This window comes from Enterococcus saccharolyticus subsp. saccharolyticus (assembly GCF_029023825.1).
Lineage (GTDB): Bacteria > Bacillota > Bacilli > Lactobacillales > Enterococcaceae > Enterococcus_F > Enterococcus_F saccharolyticus.
Genome location: NZ_CP118957.1, coordinates 1,217,501 through 1,236,049, shown reverse-complemented (window position 1 = coordinate 1,236,049; position 18,549 = coordinate 1,217,501). Strand labels below are relative to the sequence as shown.

The 18,549-nt window shown below is 34.4% G+C and carries 19 protein-coding genes, 2 rRNA genes and 1 pseudogene (1 of these 22 running past the window's edge); 2 read left to right on the top strand and 20 right to left on the bottom strand.

Annotated elements, in window-relative coordinates:
* Nucleotides 1-8: 8 nt before the first annotated feature.
* The 5 genes from ahpF to PYW32_RS06355 form a co-directional block, all read right to left on the bottom strand.
* On the bottom strand, nucleotides 9-1,541 hold the full coding sequence (gene ahpF, locus PYW32_RS06375) for an alkyl hydroperoxide reductase subunit F (protein ID WP_016175155.1): 1,533 nt from the start codon (nucleotides 1,539-1,541) through the stop codon (nucleotides 9-11).
* A 10-nt stretch (nucleotides 1,542-1,551) separates the two neighbouring features.
* Entirely contained in the window at nucleotides 1,552-2,112 is a 561-nt protein-coding gene (gene ahpC, locus PYW32_RS06370) for an alkyl hydroperoxide reductase subunit C (protein ID WP_016175156.1), read from the bottom strand.
* 304 nt (nucleotides 2,113-2,416) lie between these two features.
* Nucleotides 2,417-3,379 carry a permease prefix domain 1-containing protein gene (locus PYW32_RS06365; protein WP_016175157.1) on the bottom strand — a complete coding sequence of 321 codons (963 nt, stop codon included), beginning with the start codon at nucleotides 3,377-3,379 and terminating at the stop codon, nucleotides 2,417-2,419.
* A complete protein-coding gene (locus PYW32_RS06360; RefSeq protein ID WP_016175158.1) occupies nucleotides 3,366-3,710 on the bottom strand; it encodes a PadR family transcriptional regulator in 345 nt (114 codons plus the stop codon). Before PYW32_RS06360 ends, PYW32_RS06365 begins: the two co-directional genes overlap by 14 nt.
* Nucleotides 3,711-4,728: 1,018 nt before the next feature.
* Nucleotides 4,729-4,857: a hypothetical protein gene (locus tag PYW32_RS06355; RefSeq protein ID WP_275066195.1), complete on the bottom strand. Its 129-nt coding sequence runs from the start codon at nucleotides 4,855-4,857 to the stop codon at nucleotides 4,729-4,731.
* 261 nt (nucleotides 4,858-5,118) lie between these two features.
* Between PYW32_RS06355 and PYW32_RS06350 the strand changes: the two are divergent.
* Nucleotides 5,119-5,352, top strand: a pseudogene (locus tag PYW32_RS06350) (sunset domain-containing protein); the annotation flags it as partial.
* Nucleotides 5,353-5,508: 156 nt separating this feature from the next.
* Nucleotides 5,509-6,210 (top strand): Ltp family lipoprotein, encoded by a 702-nt coding sequence (locus tag PYW32_RS06345; RefSeq protein ID WP_016175160.1) that lies wholly within the window; start codon nucleotides 5,509-5,511, stop codon nucleotides 6,208-6,210.
* A gap of 88 nt (nucleotides 6,211-6,298) precedes the next feature.
* On the opposite strand, the gene PYW32_RS06340 is transcribed toward PYW32_RS06345, so the two are convergent.
* From PYW32_RS06340 to PYW32_RS06270, 15 genes are all read right to left on the bottom strand, one after another.
* Entirely contained in the window at nucleotides 6,299-6,949 is a 651-nt protein-coding gene (locus PYW32_RS06340; RefSeq protein WP_016175161.1) for a DNA alkylation repair protein, read from the bottom strand.
* A gap of 146 nt (nucleotides 6,950-7,095) precedes the next feature.
* The gene (locus PYW32_RS06335) at nucleotides 7,096-7,341 is read right to left on the bottom strand and encodes a ribosome small subunit-dependent GTPase A (RefSeq protein WP_248636478.1); all 246 of its coding nucleotides are present in this window, start codon (nucleotides 7,339-7,341) and stop codon (nucleotides 7,096-7,098) included.
* A gap of 11 nt (nucleotides 7,342-7,352) precedes the next feature.
* Nucleotides 7,353-7,964, bottom strand: coding sequence for a GTPase RsgA (gene rsgA / locus PYW32_RS06330; RefSeq protein WP_016175163.1), 612 nt, complete (start codon nucleotides 7,962-7,964; stop codon nucleotides 7,353-7,355).
* 290 nt (nucleotides 7,965-8,254) lie between these two features.
* Entirely contained in the window at nucleotides 8,255-9,250 is a 996-nt protein-coding gene (locus tag PYW32_RS06325; protein ID WP_016175164.1) for a siderophore ABC transporter substrate-binding protein, read from the bottom strand.
* 15 nt (nucleotides 9,251-9,265) lie between these two features.
* On the bottom strand, nucleotides 9,266-10,024 hold the full coding sequence (locus PYW32_RS06320) for an iron ABC transporter ATP-binding protein (RefSeq protein WP_016175165.1): 759 nt from the start codon (nucleotides 10,022-10,024) through the stop codon (nucleotides 9,266-9,268).
* Nucleotides 10,021-10,980 carry an iron chelate uptake ABC transporter family permease subunit gene (locus tag PYW32_RS06315; protein ID WP_016175166.1) on the bottom strand — a complete coding sequence of 320 codons (960 nt, stop codon included), beginning with the start codon at nucleotides 10,978-10,980 and terminating at the stop codon, nucleotides 10,021-10,023. The genes PYW32_RS06320 and PYW32_RS06315 overlap by 4 nt, the downstream gene beginning before the upstream one ends.
* Nucleotides 10,977-11,924, bottom strand: coding sequence for an ABC transporter permease (locus tag PYW32_RS06310; RefSeq protein WP_016175167.1), 948 nt, complete (start codon nucleotides 11,922-11,924; stop codon nucleotides 10,977-10,979). Before PYW32_RS06310 ends, PYW32_RS06315 begins: the two co-directional genes overlap by 4 nt.
* Nucleotides 11,925-12,057: 133 nt before the next feature.
* Nucleotides 12,058-13,407: an FAD-dependent oxidoreductase gene (locus PYW32_RS06305; protein WP_245558572.1), complete on the bottom strand. Its 1,350-nt coding sequence runs from the start codon at nucleotides 13,405-13,407 to the stop codon at nucleotides 12,058-12,060.
* Between the two features lie 12 nt (nucleotides 13,408-13,419).
* Nucleotides 13,420-14,838 carry an AcpB/EbpR/MafR family transcriptional regulator gene (locus PYW32_RS06300; protein ID WP_016175169.1) on the bottom strand — a complete coding sequence of 473 codons (1,419 nt, stop codon included), beginning with the start codon at nucleotides 14,836-14,838 and terminating at the stop codon, nucleotides 13,420-13,422.
* A 15-nt stretch (nucleotides 14,839-14,853) separates the two neighbouring features.
* A complete protein-coding gene (locus PYW32_RS06295) occupies nucleotides 14,854-15,528 on the bottom strand; it encodes a thermonuclease family protein (protein WP_016175170.1) in 675 nt (224 codons plus the stop codon).
* Nucleotides 15,529-15,542: 14 nt separating this feature from the next.
* Complete coding sequence (locus PYW32_RS06290; protein WP_016175171.1) at nucleotides 15,543-16,250, bottom strand: methyltransferase domain-containing protein; 708 nt, start codon at nucleotides 16,248-16,250, stop codon at nucleotides 15,543-15,545.
* Nucleotides 16,251-16,330: 80 nt separating this feature from the next.
* Entirely contained in the window at nucleotides 16,331-17,239 is a 909-nt protein-coding gene (locus PYW32_RS06285) for a hypothetical protein (protein ID WP_016175172.1), read from the bottom strand.
* The gene (locus PYW32_RS06280) at nucleotides 17,236-18,111 is read right to left on the bottom strand and encodes a hypothetical protein (protein ID WP_016175173.1); all 876 of its coding nucleotides are present in this window, start codon (nucleotides 18,109-18,111) and stop codon (nucleotides 17,236-17,238) included. Before PYW32_RS06280 ends, PYW32_RS06285 begins: the two co-directional genes overlap by 4 nt.
* Before the next feature lie 158 nt (nucleotides 18,112-18,269).
* Nucleotides 18,270-18,385, bottom strand: a 5S ribosomal RNA gene (rrf, locus tag PYW32_RS06275).
* A gap of 85 nt (nucleotides 18,386-18,470) precedes the next feature.
* A 23S ribosomal RNA gene (locus tag PYW32_RS06270) occupies nucleotides 18,471-18,549 on the bottom strand (it continues 2,836 nt past the right edge of the window).

Below are 18,549 nucleotides of genomic sequence, written 5' to 3'. Positions count from 1 at the left end.
TCATTTTTTTATTGACGAATCAAATAATCAAATGCGCCTAAAGCAGCCGTTGCTCCAGCACCCATTGAAATAATAATTTGTTTATAAACGCTATCCGTACAGTCACCTGCAGCAAAAACACCTTCTAAGCTTGTCATGCCATGGTTGTCGACAACAATTTCACCACGTTCATTTAATACCACATCCGACTCGCGTAACCAAGCAGTATTTGGTACTAATCCAATTTGTACAAAGACACCTTCTAAAGCAATGTGATGTTCTTCGTTTGTTTCACGATCCACATAAGAAATACCATTCACTTGATCTGTTCCAGTAATTTCTTTTGTGGCAACATTTTTGATAACAGTCACGTTGGCTAAAGAATTAACACGGTCTTGCAACACTTGATCGGCTTTTAATTCAGGTAAGAATTCTAAAACGTAAACATGTTTTGCTAAACCAGCTAAATCAATAGCTGCTTCAATTCCAGAATTTCCGCCCCCAATAACCGCAACGTCTTTTCCTGTAAATAAAGGACCATCACAGTGTGGACAATTAGTTACCCCTTTGGTACGGAATTCTTCCTCACCAGGAACATTGACATTTCTCCAAGCAGCACCTACAGATAAAATAGCAGATTTAGCTTTAAGAATAGCGCCGTTCTCTAGTTCAACTTCAATCAATTCATTTTTACGGATTGATTTTGCGCGTTGATTTTTCATGATGTCTACGTTGTATTGGTTCACATGTTCTTCCACTTGGGCCATCAAACGTGGGCCTTCCGTATACGGTGTACCAACCATGTTTTCAATTCCTACTGTGTCCATAACTTGTCCACCATAGGTCTCAACGACCATACCTGTGTTGATTCCCTTACGAGCAGCGTAGATAGCAGCACTATTTCCAGCAGGTCCGCCACCGACAACTAAAACATCAAAGACGTCTTTGTCTGTAAATTCATCTGCACTAGTTGGACCAGCAGCTAATTCTACTAATTGTTCAATCGTCATACGACCGCTTGCAAATTCCACATCGTCTAAAAGAACAGTCGGAACTGCCATAATTTTCTTCGCTTCAACTTCATCTTGGAACATTCCGCCTTCAATCATTGTATGTGAAATGTTTGGATTTAACACTGACATAATATTCAATGATTGCACAACATCCGGACAGTTATGACAAGTTAAACTAACGTATGTTTCAAAATGCAATTTTTTATCAATTGCTTGAATACGTTTAGCAATGGCTGCATCAATTTTTGGTGCACGCCCCGCAACTTGCAATAACGCTAAAATGAATGAGGTAAACTCATGACCTAATGGTAGACCAGCAAACGCTACACGGCTTTCTTGTCCAGGTTGTGCTAAAGCAAAACTAGGTGTGCGTGAAAGAGTCACTGCTTCAATTGATAATTTTGGAGACATTTCAGCGATTTCTTCTAAAAACTCTTTGACTTTCTCTGAATTTTCATCATCGCCTAAACTTGCTTTAAAAACAATATCAGACTCTAATAATTCTAAATATTGTGCAAGTTGACCTTTGATTTCATTATCTAATGCCATAATATCCTCCTTAAATTTTACCTACTAAATCTAGACTAGGTTTTAGCGTTTCTGCTCCTTCTTTCCATTTCGCAGGGCATACTTCACCTGGATGTGTACGAACATATTGTGCAGCACGAACTTTATCAATTAAGCTACTTGCATCGCGACCAATACCGTCTGCATTGATTTCTACTGCTTGAACGATACCATCTGGATCAATAATAAATGTCCCACGTTGCGCTAGACCTTCTCCATCTAATACATCAAATCCTTTAGAAATAACGTGTGATGGATCACCAATCATGATATATTCAATTTTACCGATGGCATCTGAATGATCATGCCAAGCTTTATGAGTAAAGTGTGTATCTGTTGAAACTGAATAAACTTCAACATCTAAACTTTGTAACGTTGCGTATTGTTCTTGTAAATCTTCTAATTCAGTTGGGCATACAAATGTGAAGTCTGCAGGATAAAAACAAACAATGCTCCATTTCCCTTTAAAATCTTCTGATGAAACCTCAATAAATTCACCTTTATGATAAGCATTTGCGTTAAATTCGACAATTTCTTTTCCGATTAATGACATAATACGTCCTCCAATTAGAATAATTATTTGAGAATATTCTCTATTAATAACTATATAGAAAGTCAGAAATAAGGTCAATGCTTTTGCTTCAATTATTTTTAATAATTTTAATTTGATAAAAAACGTTTGGTAATGACCACTTGCCAACCTTATCAGATGGTGCTTTCATTCTATTTTCATAACCAAACTATTTGATAACGTTTGTACAATTAAGAAATAGATTTAACATTTATTCTCAATTAAAGCTTGTAATTCTCAATTAGAACATAAAAAACAGGAAATCAATTTGATTTCCTGTTCAGATTTATTTACGTTTCTTGAGAGTTTCACTGACTAGACTGTAAAAAATTCCTGCGATAACAAAGATAATCCAGCTGTTTGCCCATCCTGTAAGATTTGACCAAAAAAGATAGAAAATAAAAACCAATGGCCAATAAAATTTTCTAAGCGTAATAATCAATGGTGCCGCTGAACCGTAGGAATGTTTCATCGCTCGTGGACCAGGATGATCTTCGTCTGATACAAAATATTGTCCATTCGTCATCTTCTTAAAACCATTTCGAACAATACTAGTATAAACAATTAAGAAAACACCCACTCCTCCTGTTGCAAAAAAAGCACTAATACCTAATGTAACAGCATAAATGATACTTGTAAAAAAGATACTCATTGGAATTGCCAAAATACATAAACCAATCCCTAAAGCTAAGCCCATTCGAAAACTTTTATCATAATTTTCTAGTTGGAAAAAAGCTTCTTTGTAAACGTCTCTAGCTAACGGGCGATCGTCTAATTTTCGTTTTTCTCGAACATATTTCATCGAACCAGAAATAATAAAACCAATACCTACCGCAGCCAAAACACTAAATCCAAGGATTCCTAAAAAGGCAAATAACTCAGAAAAACCGATAAACATCATAGCCGACATTGATAAAGCAAGGAGTAAAATACCTAATGATAATTCAAATGCAAATTTTCTAGTGACTGCCCAAAAATCAATGGCTTCATCTAAGGATACTGCATCAACTTCCGGATAATCTTCATCCTCTTCTGCTTGTTCTAACTCAAGTTCAGCTAGGATTTCATCAATCGAACCAAATTCACTAATAACAGCACCAATCGCTTCATGTTCACTTTTGCCTTCTGCAATCAACTCGTGATAATGATCCTCCATAATCGCCAACAAATCTTCTTTGGCTTTTTTCGTTTCTGGTGTAATTGGTACGGTTAAAAATAAGCTATCTAAATAGTCCTTAATAATTTTCATTTTCAGTTCCCCCTTCTAAAAATTCATCCACTACGAATTTTGTTTGCTCCCACTCTTGCCTTTTCATTTTTAGAAACTCGTTTCCTTTGTCAGTAATGCGATAATACGTTCTTTTTTTCCCATGTGTTAGTTCTCCGGGATAGGCTTCAATCAACGCTTGTTTTCCTAATCGTGTAAACGCAGAATATAAAGTCGTTTCTTTTATGACATATAAATCATTGGTTCTTGCCCGGATCTGTTTAGAAATAGCATAACCGTAAGAATCGCCTTCTTTTAGAAGGGATAAAATAATCACATCATTGTACCCACGAATACCATCGCTTGTAATCATCTTACCCCTCCTTCATATTACTTCATCTGTCATAGTAATTATATACCCAATTACTACGACAGGTAAAGTAAAATCAATAAATTAGTCAAATATCAGTCGGAAGTCGTAGACGTTGTTATCTTTTACCTCGAACACATCGTCTCCTTCTTTATTTTGCGTTGATAAAAAAGATAAAATAAGCAATAATAATGATATTAACGAGTGGTAAAGAAAGGATTTATATGGGATTTTTGTTAGAATGTTTAAGCAGTTGTATCATATTTGCTGATGAACTTATTTTGACTGATTTAAGAAACACAAAGAATAAACAATTTATTTTTTTACTCTCGCTTTTTTCTTTTCTTATCTTTTTGTCATTTACTTTTTTTTCATTTTTTTAACATTCGTAGTAGTAACTATATGGGTAAATCATTTCAATGCGCTATTTACTTTAATTGTACTATTCTTTTTTATATGTGACTGTTTTTTTGTATATAAAGTCTTTATCTATCTGTGTGGAGTAATAGATAATATAAAAATTATCACTAAAAAAATTGAGTAATGATTCCATAAAAAAATCCCCATCTTGTGAAAATAGGATGGGGATTTTTTTATTCCCTTTCGGATATTAATCAGCGTGTTCTACTAGTCTGTCATGGAAGAATGTCCTTGTTCTTAGGTGGATAATTTAAGGTTGGGAAAGAATGTGTGCGGGTTAGTTCTTTTTGGTGGGAGGGATTTTTTGTTATTATCAAAAATGCAATAATAGTTTGATAATAATGTGATGGTATAATTTCATATCTATGGTTATAATAGACTTGCATCAAAATACCTAGGTTTTGTAAAAAAAACGCAAACAACCCCCTCTCACTCTCTAAAGTTAAGGGAATTGTCTTTCATTGATATCACGGACATATCTAGTATATCAATGATAAGGAGCGTTTATAATGGAAAATTTGTTTTTAGTGTTGTTTTTGGTAAGTTTAGTGGGTGTTGGTTTAAGTATTTATCGGACGATTGTCTCTTTTGTAAAAAAAGATCACAAGAAAAGAAAATCAGCTAAGCGATTGGCACTCTCGTCTGTTGCAACTGGAGTTCTTTCAATTGCTGGAGTGGCAATGACCTCTCCTACTCCAGCAGAAGAAGTCGCTACGGTTAGTTCTAGCATAGTAGAGACTTCTACAACTGTAACAAAAGAAAAAGATTCTTCTGAAGCAGAAGCAAAAAAGCAAGAACAACTGAAAATGCAAGAATCTGAGCGTCTTGAGAAGCCGAAAAACGCGCGACTGAGCAATCTGAACAAGAATGAATGGCAAAAGAAAAGGAAGAGTCAGAGAAACTTGCCGCTGAAAAGGCCGAACAAGAGCGTATCGCACAAGAAGAAGCGGAAGCTCAAAGAATCGCTACAGAACAGGCAGAAGAACAAGAACGACTTGCCGCTGAACAAGCTGAAGCAGAACGATTAGTCAATGAGCAAGTTGCACAACAAGCAGCAGCTAATCCATATGTAGATGCAAATGGGTTAGGCTTAATCAAAGGGTCAAAAAATAAAATTTATCATGTCCCTGGTTCCACCTATTACGACCGTACGACTAACCCAGAAGCTTTATTTACATCAATTGAAGAAGCCGAAGCAGCAGGGTATCGTGCGCCACTTAGGTAAAATTTTGATACAAAAAATAAGGTGATCTCATTGGATTACCTGGTTTTAATTGTTAGCTTCTTAAAAAGAGTTTGTTTCCGTTTACAAAAATTGGTAAAATAAAATAAAAACTCCTTTTTTATGTCTTACTAAAATTGGTTTGTAAGGAGGAAAAAGATGAAATTAGAAGATATCCTTATCTTGATGGGCTTATTAGGAAGTATTTACGGCATTGTATTATTTATTCGGTCTCTTTTCAAAAAAACGCCGAAAAAACCTGGTGTCTTTATTTTTCTTGGCAGCGTTCTGATTATGTTAGCAGGTGGTGCCTTAAGTAATACACTTGAATCAAAAGCAATGAAACCAACTCACTCTCATGAAAGTAGTCAGTCATCTAGTTATTTTTTTAACGAAACAACGAGCAGTACATCCTCCCCTGATAGCAATGTGTCTAGAGAATTTAGTAATGCCTTAGCGAGCGCCGAACAGTATCTTACGTTTAGTCATTTATCAAAGGATGGTTTATATGACCAACTCATTTTTGATAAATATCCTAACGAGGCGGCGCAATATGCGGTTGATACTATTCAGACTGATTGGAACAAACACGCTTTAGAATCTGCTAATACTTATCTTTCTTATTCAGCATTTTCAAAAGATAATTTATCTTCACAATTACTATATGCAAAATTCACTGATGAACAAATAGCCTATGCCTTGGCGAATATTGATGTTGATTGGAATGAACAAGCACTTCAATCAGCTATCCAGTTACAAAGTTTTAGTCCCTCTTCTGATCAAGGCTTATATGATCAATTAATTTATTCTGGTTTTACTAAGGAACAAGCAGAATATGCGATAAAAAATTTGCCTGAATAATCAAAAGAACTTGTTAGATGAACCACATAATCATCTAACAAGTTCTTTTTTGTCGCCTTTTTTCTATCGCAAATGCGATAATAGTTCCTTAAAGATATTTACTTGCTTCGCGGATACTTAATGACGTCAATTCTTTACGATGCGCTTCAATGAAATCTCTGACCCATTCTGGATTAGTTTTAGAATAATCACGTAAACTCCAACCGATAGCTTTATTGATAAAAAACTCTGATTGATTTAAATTATTTTCTAAAATGACACGTAATAATTCTACATCGGTTGTGTGTTTTCGTAATAATTGATGATCAATGGCAATTCTTCGCAACCAGAAGTCTTCTGCTGTACTCCATTGAATCAATATAGACTTTACCTCTGGATATTGAAAAGCAAGCTCACCCATTAATTTGTCCAAACCATCAATTGTGTCCCACCAAGATTTTGTTTGTGCTAATCGTTGGATAGCTCCCACATCCTCTGGTTCTAATTTTTTCTTGAGAACTTGTAAATAACCAATCGCAACATATTGCAATTCACGATAAGGACATGCCCAGCACTCAAAAACAAAGTGCCAATCAATTTCTTGTTGTGTGCTTTCTTTATAAAATTCTTTGCAAATCATTTGCCGTTGTGGCGCAGACACGCCTAGAAAAAGAAATTGATTACGCATATAAGCAGCCATTTTTTCTGCTTTGTTTGGATCAGCAGCTTCTAAAAATTGTTGTACTATCCGTTCAAACATCGTTTCACTACCTTTTCTTAGTAAAAAATTCTGTAACTATCCGTATTTTTATCAAAAATTCTTCACATTTTCTCGTTATATTTTAGACATACTAAAACAACAACCCTAACACTTTTTCATTTTTCTCCTACCCGCTAGTCTCCCCACTAGCGGGTCTTTTTTCGTTTGTTTTTGAATCGTTCTTTTTGTTTTGTACGTCTTTCCTGAAAAGTTAACTCGCGTTGTAGCTTGCTATAATTCAATAAACGAGATTCTGTTAAGACGCCTGCTTGAATTGCAGCTTTAACAGCACAATCATTTTCAGTTTCATGCCGACAATCATTAAATCGACAATTCTTAGCTAGGTCAACAATATCTTGGAACGTCGCATCCAATTCATTTTCTTCAAACAACTGAAACTCTCTCATTTCCGGGGTATCAATGATATACCACCAGTTGACAAAACAAGCAATTCTCGATGAGTTGTTGTATGCCGCCCTTTACTGTCTTCTAAGCGAATTCCTGAAACAGCCATTTGTTGATTCTGTACCAATCGATTCACTAATGTCGATTTACCAACACCCGAAGAACCTACAAAAGCGCCTGTTTTTCCATTTTTTAAATAACTAGCAATTTTTAAAATACCAGTATCATCGTTCAATCCAGTCACAATAATAGTAGTCGTTAATTCATACAAAGGAATTAAATAATCAGCTACATTTGCGCAACAATCGACTTTTGTTAAAACCACAATAATTTCTACATTGCTAGCTATCAATTGTTCGGTTGACTGATGACCTGCAATCTTTCTAGAAAATTTTGAGATTCGTGGTTCAATTTGTTGAATAATTCCTCGTTGCTGATCGATTGTTTGAAAGAAAACCCAATCACCCACAGTCGGTAATTCTAGGTTTGTGATGAATTGCTCACTGAATTTTCCAGCTAACTTTGCTAATATTTCGCCTTCTTTGGTTAATACACGGTAATAATCGCCATGAACAATTGCGACACGACCACGTTGTAATTTATTTTCCATTCTTTTCCACCTATTCATTGTTTAATTGCACATAAAAAAACTCTATGACCCGCTCATTGCAAAATCATAGAGAACTTATTTTTAAACATTGAATAAAGAATTTATTAGTTGTTTAAGAAGAAGTGTTTGCAATTTAGCTTCGGTTGATTTGTTGTATTCATCATTGCACGCACCTTCTCTCCTTGTAGTAAATTTACCATAGCATATATTTAAACTAATAACAACCATTTTTGATACCGCTTTCTAAAAACAACTGTCAATGATTAATCATTGACGGTTGCTTCATTTGATTATTCTACTGCTTTTTTCACATCATCTAACATGATTTGCACTGATTCTAAACCAGAACCTGATAAGTACCACACTTGTGGGTCTAATGCGATAACTTTACCATTTTTACCAGCATTTGTTTCTTTGACTAAATCGTTATCCGCTACATTGTTTTGAGAAGCGTCACCACCGATTGCTTTTGTACGGTCAACAACGAAAATCACATCTGGATTTTTTTCTAAAACATACTCATACGATACATTTTGTCCGTGTGTTGATGCTTCGATATTTTCATCTGCTTGTGCAAAACCAAAAGTATCATGAACAATGCCAAAACGAGAACCTAATCCGTAAGCAGAAAGACTACCTTCATTAACTAGTACTGTTAATACTTTTTCACCAGAAGCTTCAGCAGCCGCTTTGACTTCATCAATAGATGTTGTTAATTCCGCAATTTTTGCATCAGCTTCAGCTTCTTTGCCAAAGATTTGTGCAATTGTTTTTACATTTGTTTGAATTGAACCCCAAGTATCTTCACCATTTGTGCTAAAGAAAACAGTTGGTGCAATTGCTTGTAAATCTTTTTTGTAATCTGCTTGACGACCAGAAATAATGATTAAATCTGGTTGTAATTGATTGATTTTTTCCAAATCAGGTTCTTTAATACCACCTGCAGATTCAACATTTTTATAAGCTTCCAAGTAATCCGGCATGCTATCTGTTGCCGCACCAATCACTGATTCACCGACACCTAATGCATCCATCGTATCTAAGGCACTATTATCAAAGACAACCACTTTACTTGGATTGAATGGTACAGTGACTTCATCGCCATCTGAATCCGTAACTGTTACTTCTGTTGGTGTTGCTTCTGCCGCAGACGAAGCAGCCGTTGTAGGTGTTGCTGTGCTTGCCGCTGTTTCTGATGATTTCGCTGTGTCGCCACCAGTGTTCCCACACGCTGCCAACGTTAATGCTGCTGTTAATACAAGAATGCCACTAAAAATCTTTTTCATAAAAAGTTCCCCCTATTAGCTAAAATACATGCAAAATCGTTTTCCTTCAATTTCACAAATCCGTATGTTCATGCCATATAATTTATTTAATACTTCAGGTTGGATAATCGTTTCCGTTTCTCCTGTCGCGAAAACTTCGCCATTTTTCATTGCCACAATATGATCGGCAAATCCTGCCGCAAAGTTAATATCATGTAAAACAATTAACACTGTTTTATTTTGTTCTTCTACCAAACGTTTCAACAAATGCATCATCTGATTGGCATGGTTCATATCTAAATTATTCAATGGTTCATCTAACAAGACGTATTCCGTATCTTGTGCTAAAATCATCGCAATATAAACACGCTGTAATTGGCCACCTGACAACGAATGAATGGAATCATTGACCATCTCTTGCAATTCCATCTGCTCAATTGCTTGATCGATGATTCGTTCGTCTTCAGCAGTTAATTTTCCTCGATTATAAGGAAACCGGCCAAATGAAACCAATTCACGAACAGAAATATTCAATTGAATGGCATTACTTTGTTTCAAAATCGCTAGCTTTTTCGCTAATTCTTTTGATTTCCAATTCCGTACTTCTTCTCGATCTAGAAAAATTTCGCCACTTGATTGTGGTTGCAATCGACTAACTAGCGACAAAAAGGTACTTTTTCCTGCACCATTTGGACCAATAAAGGCAATTAATTTACCTTTAGGTAGTTCTAGGTCAACATTTTGTAACACGATTTTATTCTCATATTTTTTTGAAATTTCTTGTGCTTGAATCATACCTTTTTCCTTTCTGATAAAATTTTTCCTAAAAAGAAGATACCACCCACAAATTGAATAACTGTACTAATTGTCGTACTCCATTGGAAAATTTGCTCTACTAAAAACTGCCCACCAACTAACAACAAAATTCCTAATAAAAAACTACCAATAAATAATTTTTTATGCTGATATGTCGCAAATAAACGATAACTAATCGTTACAACAATAAAGCCTAGGAAAACAGTTGGCCCAACTAATGCTGTTGCTGTTCCCGTTAATAAGGAAATACAAAATAAGCAAAGAGTTTGTAGTCGATTAACAGAAATCCCTAAGTTTACCGCATGATCTCTCCCAATATGCATAATATCTAGTTCTGGTGCAACGAACCATAAGACCACGACAGATACGATAATAATCGCTGCCGCTACCATCAAATAATTGCTATTCACATTACTAAAACTAGCAAATAAACGTCCTTGTAGGAGGTCATATTCATTAGGATCCATCAACACTTGGATGAATGTACTAATACTTGAAAACAAGGTTCCTGAAATCATACCGACCATTAAAAGCAAAAAGAGATTTCCTGTCACTTTATCCATAAAGAAAGAAATAAACAAGACGCTTAAAATTGTCATTAAACCAACGTTCGCAATAAACATCCAAATTGATTCTTGAGAGAGCATTTTAATTCCCCCTACAAAAAAGAATAATAATGTCTGAATCATAATATACAAGTTATCTAGTCCTAAAATTCCGGGAGTTAAAAATTGATTTCGTGTAATTGTTTGAAAAGCAATCGTACTGACTGATGTTGCCAGGGCAACAAAGATAAAGGCTAAGATTTTTTTTCCTCTTAACTTTAAAGCAAAATCCCAATTTCCATAGGTATTGTAAGTCAAGAACACTACAACGACTACTAAACACAACGCGAATAACGCACCAATTTTGAGTGCAAAATGATTTTTTTTCATCCTTTTCTCCTCCTAATCAATAAGAATAAGAAAAGAGCGCCACCAATCATCCCCACAACAACGCTGACAGGAATTTCATAAGGGGCTATCAATACACGCGATAGAATGTCACAAATCAATAAGAAAATACTTCCAAAGATAACTGTTACACTCATGGTATTCTTTAAATGATCTCCGTAAAATAAAGATACTAGATTGGGAATAACCACTCCTAAGAAAGGAATGTTACCGACCATAATTAAGACTGCACTGCTGCCTAATGCGACTAACGCAAAGACAATAAATTGTAACAATTGATAGTTCATACCAAGATTGGTTGCGAGTTCCTCACCCAATCCGGCAATCGTCATTTGATAGGCTAGTAAATATAAAATTATAAATACTGGTACGGTTATGTAGATTAATTCATAACTACCTTCCATGACTGTCGCAAAATTTCCTTGAAGCCAAGACGATAAATTTTGAACCAATTGGAATTGATACGCAAAAAATGAAGCGACTGCACCAATAATATTTCCAAACATGACACCCGTTAATGGTAAAATCATCGGATCACCTTTAGGTAGAATTCGACTTAAATTCAAAAATAGCAAAACACCTATGTAAGCAAAGATGAACGCTACTCCCGCACGTAATAAAATCGATCCGTTCGGAAATAGTAACATGACTAACAAAATCCCTAACCGTGCACTATCCATCATCCCAATTGTTCCAGCAGAAACAAATCTGTTTTGCATTAAGTGTTGCATAATTTTTCCGCAGACACTTAACATTCCTCCTGCTAAAATCAAACTAATTGTTCGGGGGATTCGTGTTTTTAACAACAACATCCATTGGGTCTCATCGCCATTCATTAATCCATATAATGAGACTTGGTGAACACCCACAAAAAGCGAAACGATAGCAAGAAGTAATAAACTCAGAAATAACCAAACTTTCCTCATGACAAACTCCTTACAATACAGTTGAGAACGATTCTCATTCTCTTAACTAGTTTATTAGAAAATACAGAAAATTACAATGCTTTTTTCAAATAAAAATAAAAGAATTGCTGAAATAGCAATTCTTTTATTGGTTTTAACGTTTAATGACCCCTTCCAATGCTAAATCATTTAGAAAATGCAAGGGCGTTGATAATTTAGGATTAAAATAAAAATCCATCGTGACTAATTGATTCAACGTTGTTTCCATTGTTACCAAGGTAGATAACGTGTTAATAATTTCTAGCGTCTTTTTGGAATTAGTCATTAATTGCCCCCCCATTAACTGTTTTGTGTTAACATCAAATACCAGTTTAATCGTTAATTCAAACGTATCATCTAGTTGAAATAAGGCTTCTTTATGAAAGGTTTTGGAGACAGATGCTACGTCTAAACCATAATAAGGAGCTTCTTCTTCATTGACTCCACAACTTGCTAAATAGGTGTCAAATAATGCACTGACAATCGTGCGTTGTACTTTTGGGAAAGGAATTTTATCGGTTAATAAAATATTTGACGCAGCAATCATCCCTGTTCGATACGCATTTGTCACTAACGGAATATAAATTGGCATAGCAGAATGATTAAAGTGAACAGACACTAAGTCCCCTACTGCATAAATAAACGGATCAGACGTCTCTAAAAACTCATTGGTATCAATCGTTCCATCCATATTGATATCTAAAATATCTGTCACTAATTCGACATTTGGTCGTGGGTTAATGGCATACACAGCTGCTTCTACTGCAACCGTCTGACCATTCGCTAAGATGACACCTGTGACTTTTTGTTCATCAGTCATTGTAATTTCACGGACATCACTATTTAATAAAATATGGACATTCTCCGGCAGTTTTTGCACTAATTCTTGCGTAATTTCTTCATCAAAGTAACGAAACAGCACGCTGTCCATGCGATCAATTAAATAAATTTCTTTGTTGTATTTACTTAAAGACTCTGCCAATTCAAAACCGATTAACCCTGCCCCAATAATTGCGACTTTCTTGGCATCCATTAAAGTATCTAACGCTGTTTTTGATTGTGTTAGTGTTTTAAAATTTGTCATTGTTGCTTCTGTTTCCGATGAAAAATCGGTATGGTATTGGCTTGACCCCATCGCTAAAATTAAATAATCGTAAGAAATATTATCTGTTAAATGAATATCTCCATTATCTGTTGTAAAATCCACAGATTTATTTTTGGCATCTACAGAAACTACTCGGCTATTTAACAATACGTTGATTTGTTCTGCCAATAATTGGCCTGGAGTCACAGTTCTTGCATCCTCTAATTTATCAATAAAACCTTCTAAATAAAGATTTAAACTGCTACCAATGTACCCCAAAACATTGGATCGTTCGACGATAATTACTTCGACACTCTCGTCAATTTTCTTTAAATGTCTCGCTGCAGCAATCCCTGCATGAGATCCACCAATAATTACCACTCGCAAAATTTCTCAACTCCTATCATAGCAATTTTCAATCGCTTGTTTTAATCGATTCACTTCAAATAAGGATAAGCGACCACTAAAAATATAGCGTTCCTCATAAGCATAGTTTGTTATGTCCGTATATTCTGATGCAACTAGTAACGAATACACGCGATTTTTTGCTTTTTTAACTTTTACATGCGGCAAACTTGCCAAATGTTGCTCAATAAATTGATACACTTCCTCTGATTGTAAGGAATCGTCGGATGCAATGCCAACAAGTAATTCTTTTTGTTGCCTTCTTTGATAAATATCGACTACTAGACCATACGCCTGATCTAACATACGCCATTGGGAATTCGAAATATCCTTAGATAATTCTGCTTCAATGATTGACATACAGGCGGACATTTTTGACGAATCGTAATCCGACAGTAACAATAAATCATTTTCTTCGGTATCAATCCATCCTTTAGAAAATGCCAATTTTATGTGCAACTCCAATAAAAAAGCATCAAATGAAGAGACATCTGAATCATGCACTAACTCTTGGTAAATTTTTTGATTTAATGTCAAAAATTTAGCGATAAAAGGCGATTCTGTTAGCCATTTTTTCTCTGATGGCAACAGATTTTCTGATAAAAAGAATAAATAAAGATAGACGGATTCTTCATCTGATCCTTGGAAGGCAAAACGACTTAAATAACGCGCTAGCATATTCTTTAATTCTTGATAAAACATGTCTTGTTCAATTTCGTGAACAGTCTCTTTGCGCAAACGGTATTTCTGTTCCCCACGATAATCAAAGCGACTATGCATAATTCCTAACCATAAGGACAACTTCCAATATTGTTCTTTTGTAAAAGTTAAATGGAAGTGTTTTTCAATTACTTGAATTAAGTTTTGTATGGTAGGATTACGAAACTTTTTTTGCAATTGCTCAAAAGGTAAACTTGTCCAAAAAAGATAATAATAAAATACTCGAATTTGAAGTTCATCACCAATCATTTTTTTATTGCGAAATTGAATTTCAAATTCTTCCAATTGTTGGTTAATTGATTTCAAGCGACGAAATAACGAGGCTTCACTTACTTGCAAATCAAGTGCCATTTTTGTGATTGACACTTTTTTATGTTGAAAGATAAACGAAACTATCTGATAATCTAGTGCTTGTTCCAAATAGGAATAAACAAATGCTTTGACAGAAAATTCATTTGACAGATGTAAACTCAAATAATCATTGTCTAACTTCATCAGCTTAGATTCATCATCAAATAGTTCCAAAGCTGTTTCTAATGAGCGAATTTCTTTTTGTAAGGTTGGGACTGAAATAGCTAATTCTCTTTCCAAATCTTTGATGCGAATTGCACCTTCACTTTTTAAAATCCATTGAAAAATTGTTATCTGTACTTGTTGATGTTTATCCATCAACTCAGTTAGTTTCATTGAATCACCTCAACTTTATTCAACTTCATTGTAACGATAGTAGCCATTTTTCATTTGCATTACATAATCCTTTTTACTCCAAACACCTAATTTTTCATCTTGCGCCTTTTCTTGAGCAGTTAATAATTCTTCCACTAAACTGTCACCACCTGCATTTACATAACGAACAATTCCAAGACCGTTTTCTAATAATAACTCTTGAAGTGAGTTTTCTCCAATATAGACATACGCTAAAAAGCGTCCATAGTTATCCACCACTTCGCCTTTATCAAAAACCAAAGAAACACCTTCTTTCGTTAGTTGTTCTTTCGTAAAATCACTGGCTTCTTTTCCATAAGGTTGGACGGATACACCTTTTTTCACACTTTCAGGGGTATCAACCATCAATAAACGTAATTTGTGTTCTTTCCCATCTGCTGTATAAAACGCAAACGTATCGCCATCGACACTTCGTAAAGAAGAAACACGAATATTCTCAAAACGTGGTGGATTTTCTAAATCAATGTCGTCAATTGATTGGCTTGTTTTTTCATTAATTGTTGTATCTATGGTATTCGTTGGTTCTGAAATTTGTTTTTGTTCTTGTTTTGGTTCCGCTACTTCTAAAAATTCACTGGGATTCAACCATTGCCAGATACCGACAATTAATACGATAAGTACCGTTAAAAAGCTAGTTATTTTTTTCTTCATTGTTGCAACTTCCTTTATATTTCAATTATTAACAATTCAAAAGTAATTGTTGTGCGATTTAATTTCTCTGTGTTCTGTTGGAATAAGTCATCTGCGATTTTTTGAAGTTGACTATAAGGAAAATCCATTTCAAAATACGTTAGGAAAAATTCTTTTGAAATGCTTTCTGATGAATTATATGAAAACAATTGGGTTCGATACTTTCCATCTAACCATTCCTTATAGGTTTCCATCCACTTCCATTCTTCTGGAGTCTGTTCAAACAAAGAAAACAATTCATCTTTTTCTTCAATCACACGTAAAATACAGACATATTCATTCGCTATTCGTAACAATTCGTTAAGGATTTGTTTCGATGTTAAAGCTGGATTCATTGCTGAAAATACGACATCATAACGGTTATCTTTGGTTTGCGTCAAAAAAACTGCTTGTTCACAATGAAGGAATTGAAGTCGTGGATAATTGTGAGTATCTTGCGCAATTTGAAGCATTTTTTCTGAGAAATCAACTAACGTATAGTCATTGACATTAGCAAGTATTGCAGGGATATATTTTCCAGTTCCCCCGGCAAGATCTAGAAAAGTATTCGTAGGTAAAATGTTTTCAGCTACTAAAAAATCATGAACATCTTGTGGAATAGTGGTTGTCGATTCTGCTTGGATTTCAGCATATTCCTCTGCAAAACCATCCCAAAATAAACGTTCTTCTTCTAAATGACTCATTTTTTCTCCTTTGTAAAAATAAAAATATCCGAACTATTTAAACCACCAGAGCAGTTTCTTTATAGCTCGGATATCCCTTACTAATTACGGACAATTAATGGAACTAAGAATGGATAATTTGTAAAGAAATCCAAAATTGAACGACGACGATTATTCGAATCAATAAACAAGCGTGTCTTCCCATTTTCAGAAAAAATATCAACTGTTTGTTCTTGATTTAATTTCACTTGATAATGGGTATCATCGATTTTTTCAAAATCATAATCTGTAGATTCCATCGTAATGATAAAAATATCATCTAGCACTTTGGTATCTACTGATAATTCACTTGAAAATTCACGTTTTAATGCATGCGTATTGTCTAAAAGACTTGGTGCAACTTCAAATCCAAGTTCTTTAAACCATGCTAATAATTGATTTAAATCGTAATTGATTAAAGACAATTGATTATGCGAAAAGATTTTATCTTTATGCCATAAATGAATTAATTTTAATACTTGCTTTTCATCTACTTCTACCGTCATCTCTTTAGGATGAACCAAAATAAGTGGCATATAAGCAGACTCAAAACGAGCATCTACGACTTCCATTTTAAAACTTAATGCCAAATCATTATTTTTATCTAATTCGTAAGCTACATCAAAATGTTTACTTTTCCAAACATTTTCTTTATCTGTTTGTGTTAAGCCAACAGCCTTTAATGGCTTCAATAATTCATATGAAAAATACGCTAATAAATTCGTTTTCGCTATCTTAGAAATTGGTACATTTGGAATAATAAATTGACAGTACGCTTCTAATAATTCGACAAAATCGGCTTCTAATAAAGCCATACGCATGTATAAATCTGCTAATTCATCTTCTCTTTCTCCAATAAGGTTCATAATCGCTTGATGATCTTTTTCTTTTAATACATAATAGTTATCTTTTTTTGATGATTTATCAACAGTCGGAGAGTTCGGTGTTATTTTTTTCTTTGTTTTACTCATTTAGTATGTCCCTCTCCTTTCTTAGGTGACAAATAAGCTGTCAAAAATTGCTGAATTTGTTCATTCATTTTTTTCATTGAACCAAAATATTGATTAATAAAACGATATTCCTTTGCTACAACTGCACGTTTTAAACGAGTTTCTTCGTAGGTACGCATCAGTTGTTCTTTTTGCTGATTGGACTTATTTTTATTTTGTACAAATGGTAACCATTCAGTTTTTTTCTTATTGATTTCAGCAATTTGTTTATTTAAAGCTTCCACTTCTTCTTCTGTTTTTGCGCGATTGAAAAATGATTTACTATTTGAAATTTCTTCTTTTTTTGCTGCTAATATTTGCGCTTCTTTTTCCAAATTTTTAAGTTCTTCTTCTGCCGCAATCATCTTAGCGTCTAAATTATCGATTTGCTTTTCAATTGCTTTCAATAATTCACGACTTTCTGGACGATAATGTTGCCATTCTTCGTCAATTTTTGGCAAAACAAAAATTTCTGGAATACTTGCATCAAAACCAATTGTCGCACGTTCGCGATAATAGGTACCGATTTTATAATAGTGAATGGTCGGCGAAATTTTTTCTACATATTCCATAAATGGAAATTGTTCAACAAATTTATCATGTAATTTTGTTGATAACAGTTCATCAATTTCATGATTTTGATTTGAGGTCTCTTTTAATTCTTTATGCAATTTTCCTTTATAAATACGATAAATCTCAGGAATATTTTCAGTCTCAATGGCGGCTTCAAATGCATGCAAATCTTTCAACATAGAAGTAATGTTCATTGAAGCTACTTTTTTGATTTTATCAAAGTCTTTATACGAATCAGATGTCTCTTGACGATCTGTTTCTTCTAGTACTTCCTCAGACATAACAATGCCCTCCTCTAAATTTTCTCTATTATAGTTTATCATTTTTAGTTGAAAAAAGGGTCAAAAACCTCGATTTTTGCTTTTTATTTAATTTTTTTCATAAATTTTCTTGTTATTATACAAAAAAAGAACTGATAATATATCAGTCCTTTTCATTTGCGTGGCGACGTCCTACTCTCACAGGGGGCAACCCCCAACTACAATCGGCGCTAAGAAGCTTAACTTCTGTGTTCGACATGGGAACAGGTGTATCCTTCTCGCTATCGCCACCACACTATTATTTAATTGAATGAAGTCATTCACTCAAAACTGGATTTAAAGTAAAGGTCAACATAACCTTGAATTCAATTTTTTTCTTTTTGGTTAAGTCCTCGATCGATTAGTATCAGTCCGCTCCGTACATCACTGCACTTCCACTTCTGACCTATCTACCTGATC

Coding starts and splice junctions, on each gene's coding strand:
- PYW32_RS06360 (WP_016175158.1), bottom strand. CDS start 3,710: ATGATTACAAGCGATGGTATTCGTGGGTACAATGATGTGATTATTTTA.
- PYW32_RS06315 (WP_016175166.1), bottom strand. CDS start 10,980: ATGAAAAAAAATCATTTTGCACTCAAAATTGGTGCGTTATTCGCGTTG.
- PYW32_RS06310 (WP_016175167.1), bottom strand. CDS start 11,924: ATGAGGAAAGTTTGGTTATTTCTGAGTTTATTACTTCTTGCTATCGTT.
- PYW32_RS06345 (WP_016175160.1), top strand. CDS start 5,509: ATGAAATTAGAAGATATCCTTATCTTGATGGGCTTATTAGGAAGTATT.
- PYW32_RS06365 (WP_016175157.1), bottom strand. CDS start 3,379: ATGAAAATTATTAAGGACTATTTAGATAGCTTATTTTTAACCGTACCA.
- rsgA (WP_016175163.1), bottom strand. CDS start 7,964: ATGGAAAATAAATTACAACGTGGTCGTGTCGCAATTGTTCATGGCGAT.
- PYW32_RS06340 (WP_016175161.1), bottom strand. CDS start 6,949: ATGTTTGAACGGATAGTACAACAATTTTTAGAAGCTGCTGATCCAAAC.
- ahpF (WP_016175155.1), bottom strand. CDS start 1,541: ATGGCATTAGATAATGAAATCAAAGGTCAACTTGCACAATATTTAGAA.
- PYW32_RS06295 (WP_016175170.1), bottom strand. CDS start 15,528: ATGAAGAAAAAAATAACTAGCTTTTTAACGGTACTTATCGTATTAATT.
- PYW32_RS06300 (WP_016175169.1), bottom strand. CDS start 14,838: ATGAAACTAACTGAGTTGATGGATAAACATCAACAAGTACAGATAACA.
- PYW32_RS06285 (WP_016175172.1), bottom strand. CDS start 17,239: ATGAGTAAAACAAAGAAAAAAATAACACCGAACTCTCCGACTGTTGAT.
- PYW32_RS06280 (WP_016175173.1), bottom strand. CDS start 18,111: ATGTCTGAGGAAGTACTAGAAGAAACAGATCGTCAAGAGACATCTGAT.
- PYW32_RS06290 (WP_016175171.1), bottom strand. CDS start 16,250: ATGAGTCATTTAGAAGAAGAACGTTTATTTTGGGATGGTTTTGCAGAG.
- PYW32_RS06325 (WP_016175164.1), bottom strand. CDS start 9,250: ATGAAAAAGATTTTTAGTGGCATTCTTGTATTAACAGCAGCATTAACG.
- ahpC (WP_016175156.1), bottom strand. CDS start 2,112: ATGTCATTAATCGGAAAAGAAATTGTCGAATTTAACGCAAATGCTTAT.
- PYW32_RS06355 (WP_275066195.1), bottom strand. CDS start 4,857: ATGCTAGAACTAACCGTAGCGACTTCTTCTGCTGGAGTAGGAGAGGTC.
- PYW32_RS06320 (WP_016175165.1), bottom strand. CDS start 10,024: ATGATTCAAGCACAAGAAATTTCAAAAAAATATGAGAATAAAATCGTG.